The 4805-nt window shown below is 47.2% G+C and carries 4 protein-coding genes; all 4 read left to right on the forward strand.

Annotated features, from left to right (window positions below; genetic code table 11):
* The coding region (locus tag ACJ751_RS02335; RefSeq protein WP_407743766.1) for an SDR family NAD(P)-dependent oxidoreductase at positions 1 to 1033 on the forward strand (1033 nt) is incomplete at its 5' end.
* Positions 1034 to 1143: 110 nt separating this feature from the next.
* Positions 1144 to 1458 carry an L-rhamnose mutarotase gene (rhaM, locus tag ACJ751_RS02340; RefSeq protein ID WP_407743767.1) on the forward strand — a complete coding sequence of 105 codons (315 nt, stop codon included), beginning with the start codon at positions 1144 to 1146 and terminating at the stop codon, positions 1456 to 1458.
* Between the two features lie 13 nt (positions 1459 to 1471).
* Positions 1472 to 2746, forward strand: coding sequence for a TIM barrel protein (locus tag ACJ751_RS02345; protein ID WP_407743768.1), 1275 nt, complete (start codon positions 1472 to 1474; stop codon positions 2744 to 2746).
* 73 nt (positions 2747 to 2819) lie between these two features.
* Positions 2820 to 4208 (forward strand): FGGY-family carbohydrate kinase, encoded by a 1389-nt coding sequence (locus ACJ751_RS02350; RefSeq protein WP_407743769.1) that lies wholly within the window; start codon positions 2820 to 2822, stop codon positions 4206 to 4208.
* Positions 4209 to 4805: the final 597 nt, after the last annotated feature.

A 4805-nucleotide genomic window follows, 5' to 3' on the forward strand; every position in this document is an offset into this window, starting at 1 on the left:
CATGCGCGACCCCAACCCGGTGGTTATTCTGTTCCCCGGTGTAGGTATGTTCACCTTCTCAAAAGACAAACAAACTGCCCGTGTGGCAGCGGAGTTCTACATCAACGCCATTAACGTAATGCGTGGTGCAGAAGCCATTTCATCATATACTTCGTTACCCCGTCAGGAAGCTTTTAACATCGAGTACTGGTTACTGGAAGAAGCCAAATTGCAACGCATGCCCAAGCCAAAAGCTTTATCGGGCCGCATTGCACTGGTAACCGGAAGTGCTGGTGGAATAGGGAAAGCTATAGCCAAAAAATTTGCCGACGAAGGCGCTTGCGTTATCATCAACGATAACGATGCTACCCGCCTCGAAGGAGCAAAAGAAGATTTCGGTAAATCATACGGTAAAGATGTGTTCGCTGCCGTTGTACTGGATGTAACCAAAGCCAGCGATATCAAAGGCGCCTGCGATGCAGCTGCCCTCGCTTTCGGTGGTTTGGACATTGTAGTGAACTGCGCCGGTTTGTCAATTTCAAAACCCATTGAAGAGCATACCGAGAAGGACTGGGACATCCTGTATGATGTACTGGTAAAAGGACAGTTCTTTGTAACCCAGGCTGGTGTTGAGGTAATGCGCAAACAGGCCATTGGCGGCGATGTGATCAACATCGTGAGCAAGAACGCCCTCATGAGCGGCCCCAACAATGCTGGTTACGGTTCTGCCAAAGCAGCCCAGTTACACCTGAGCCGTTTGAACGCCGCTGAATTAGGGAAAGATCACATCCGGGTGAACGTGGTGAACCCCGATGCGGTTATCAGCGACAGTAAAATTTGGGAAGGTGCATGGGCTGAAGGCCGCGCCAAAGCTTATGGCATTACAGTACAGGAATTACCTGGCTACTACGCCAAACGCACTTTGCTCAACGAAATAATATTACCCGAAGACATCGCCAATGCCTGCTTCGCAGTTACAGGTGGTTTGTTAAACAAATCAACCGGTAATGTGATAAATGTAGACGGTGGCGTTGCTACTGCCTTCGTAAGATAATTTTTAAAGACCTGTAAGGTGTACCTTAGTGTCTTGAGCGATCAGGAAGCTCACGTGCACCTGACAGGTCTTGTTTCATTCCAATAACGATTGTAAAATATAACATTGCTATGCCCAGAGTTGCCATCAAAATGAATTTATTCAAGGGACAGGAAGCCGAGTACAAAAAACGTCACGATGCTTTATGGCCCGAACTAAAGGAGTTGTTGCAGGCAACCGGTATTAGCGAATATTCGATCTTTCTGGATGAAACCACCAACAGCCTGTTTGGCGTTTTAAACGTAACAGACCCCGCTGCATTGGACAACTTACCCGCCCACCCCGTTATGCAAAAATGGTGGGCGTACATGAAAGATATTATGGAGAGCAACCCGGATAACTCACCGGTAAGCGTTCCCCTGAAAGAAGTATTTTATTTACCATAAACAACGATTGCGTATGCAGATCGATAAGTATAAAATAGACGAGCACAATAATAGTCTCCTTAAAGAACATAAACGCCGCTTTGAATTTGCAGCCGAAGGTGTTGCCGGTTTAGACGGTATTCTTAAAAAACTGGTCAACTTTCAGATTGCCATCCCCAGCTGGGCATTAGGCACTGGCGGTACCCGTTTTGGCCGTTTTTCAGGCGGTGGCGAACCGCGCACCATTGAAGAAAAGATTGAAGACGTAGGTTTGTTGCATGCACTCAACAAGAGTGGCGGCGCTATTTCCCTGCACATTCCCTGGGATATTCCAAAAGACGCCAAAGCAATTAAAGCCCTGGCCGCCCAGCATGGTTTGCGCTTCGATGCCGTAAACTCCAATACGTTCCAGGATCAGCCCGATCAAAAGCTCAGCTACAAATTCGGCTCCCTGCAACACGTTGATAAAGCAACCCGCAAACAGGCGATCGATCATAATATTGAAGTAATAAAACAAGGGGTAGAACTGGGCTCAGATTCTATCACAGTTTGGTTATCTGATGGAAGCTGCTTTCCCGGTCAGCTGAACTTCCGCAAGGCATTTCAACGCACACTGGAAAGCCTGCACGAAATTTATGCAGCGCTGCCCGATAACTTTAAAATGTTTGTTGAATACAAAGCGTTTGAACCCAACTTCTACTCAATGACAGTAGGCGACTGGGGACAATCATTACTGTATGCCAGCAAACTGGGCCCCAAAGCCTATACGCTGGTTGATCTTGGCCACCATTTGCCCAATGCCAACATTGAGCAGATCGTTGCCCTGTTGCTGAACGAAGGCAAACTGGGCGGTTTTCACTTCAACGATTCAAAATACGGCGATGATGATCTTACAGTAGGCAGCATCAATCCTTACCAGCTGTTCCTGATCTTTAATGAACTGGTAGAAGGTATGGATGCCCGCGGTATGCAACACGCTACCGACCTGGGTTGGATGATCGACGCATCGCACAACGTAAAAGACCCGCTGGAAGACCTGCTGCAATCGATAGAAGCCATCAAGATCGCTTATGCACAGGCGTTGCTGGTTGATACCAAAGCATTGCAGGCTGCCCAGGAAGTAAGCGATGTAGCCAAGGCACAGGAAATTCTGCAACAGGCTTACCGTACCGATGTACGCGCCCTGGTTGCGGAAGCCCGCCTGCAGGCCGGCGCCGCATTACAACCAATACAGTTGTACCGTCAGCTGAAAGTAAGAGAGAATTTGATTAAAGAGCGTGGTCAAAAGACCGTCGCTACTGGTTTATAAATAGTTTTATGTTACAGGTTGTTCCGCCCTGCGGGATAACCTGTAACCATTTAAGTGAGTGAATTGCCGCCTAATGAGTAGAACTTCTGTTATAGCGATTTTCGATATTGGAAAAACCAATAAAAAATTATTCCTGTTTGATGAGCAGTACAACATTGTACTGGAGAAAAGCGAACAGTTTGCAGAAATAACCGATGAAGATGGGGACCTCTGCGAAAACCTGGCCGCCCTTACCAACTGGGTGCGTGCCTGTTTACAGGATGTGTTCAATGACCCGCGCTTCCAGGTGCGTGCCCTGAACTTCAGTACCTATGGCGCCAGCTTTGTTCATATAGATAAAGAAGGGAACGCGGTTGCACCATTGTACAATTACCTGAAACCATATCCTGCCGGGCTGCAGGAAGGGTTCTACCAGAAATATGGCGGCGAAATAACTTTTTCTATTTATACCGCCTCACCGGTATTGGGCAACCTGAATTCAGGCATGCAGTTATACCGCCTGAAATACACGAAACCCGGGTTGTTCGAACGGATACATTACTCCTTGCATTTACCGCAATACATGAGCTTTCTGGTAACCGGTCGCGCATATAGCGATATCACCAGTATTGGCTGTCATACCGGCTTATGGAACTTTCCACAGAACCATTATCACGAATGGATCTACCGCGAAGCCATCAATGAAAAGCTGGCGAACATTTTCCCGTCCGACCAGTTGATGCCATCACAATGGCAGGGACAGGCCCTGTTGACCGGGGTAGGCTTACATGATAGTTCTGCCGCCCTGATCCCTTACCTGTTTCACTTTACCGAACCGTTTGTGTTGTTATCAACCGGTACCTGGTGTATTGCGTTGAACCCGTTCAACCAAACCCGGTTAACGTATGAAGAGCTGCAACAGGACTGTTTGTGTTATATGGAATACCGGGGCAAACCCATCAAGGCATCGCGTCTGTTTGCCGGGTATGAGCACGAGCAACAAACGAAAAGACTGGCTGCGCACTTTAATGTGGCTCTCGATTATTATAAAACAGTGGCATTTAATGCCGATCTTTTATCTTCTTCTGCTGTAACTGCCGGCACTGGTTCCGACAGCAAAGCTGCAAAGTCTGCCATGGTGCAGGAGAGTGCATTTGGCGTCCGCGATCTCAACAGTTTTGCCAATTATGAAACCGCGTACCATCAGTTTATGGCCGATCTTATGACGCAACAGGTGGCTTCGCTGAACCTGGTGCTGCATAACAGTCCGGTTAAAAAGATCTTCGTGGATGGTGGTTTCAGCAAGAACCCGTTATACATGAATCTGCTGGCAAATGCATTTCCCAAACATGAAGTGTATGCCGCATCAATGGCCCAGGCATCTGCCATGGGTGCTGCCTTAGCAGTCCATTCGGCCTGGAATAAAACCAATCCTTCTTCGGATCTGATTGAACTGAAAGCTTATTCATTAGCAAAAGCATAAACAGGTTTCAAGTTACAGCTTACAGGTTCCATGTTTCAGGTACCGGTTATCGGTTTCCCGTTGCTTCGTCAGGTTTCGGATGAGCTATCATGAGGGATGCCATCAGGTAGAAAACCTAAGAACTTAAGAACCTACTAACTAACAAACTAACGAATTAACAAACTAAAGAACTGCCTTCCTCGTCAACTGGTTAACTGGTCAACTGATCAACTTTCCAACTATTTCAAAGAACTGCCGTATACGAATACAAAAGTATCCTTAAACAAGCCTCCCTTTTTCCAAAAAGTGACAGCCTTCGGAAACCGCTGTGACGGTTATCTCAAATTCATGGGACGGTTGGTAATTTCTCTTCTGAAACCTGTGTATTGTTGGGACGAGCTGGCTAAAACTGTGTGATGGATGGTGGAAAATGAGGGATGGTTAGTGTTTTTTGCCTCGGCTCCATTGAGATCTCATGGAGGCTGCCGGGTTCTGTTGAAAGTGTGTCTTAGCCTGGTCTTCTGCGGGACTGAGCAAAGACACAGCTTACCCTTCTTCGCAAATTCTTCGCAAGTTCTTCGCAAATTTGCGAAGAAGCCTAAGAGGAATCCCGAAGAA

This window comes from Niastella sp. (genome assembly GCF_045805085.1).
Taxonomy (GTDB): Bacteria; Bacteroidota; Bacteroidia; order Chitinophagales; family Chitinophagaceae; genus Niastella.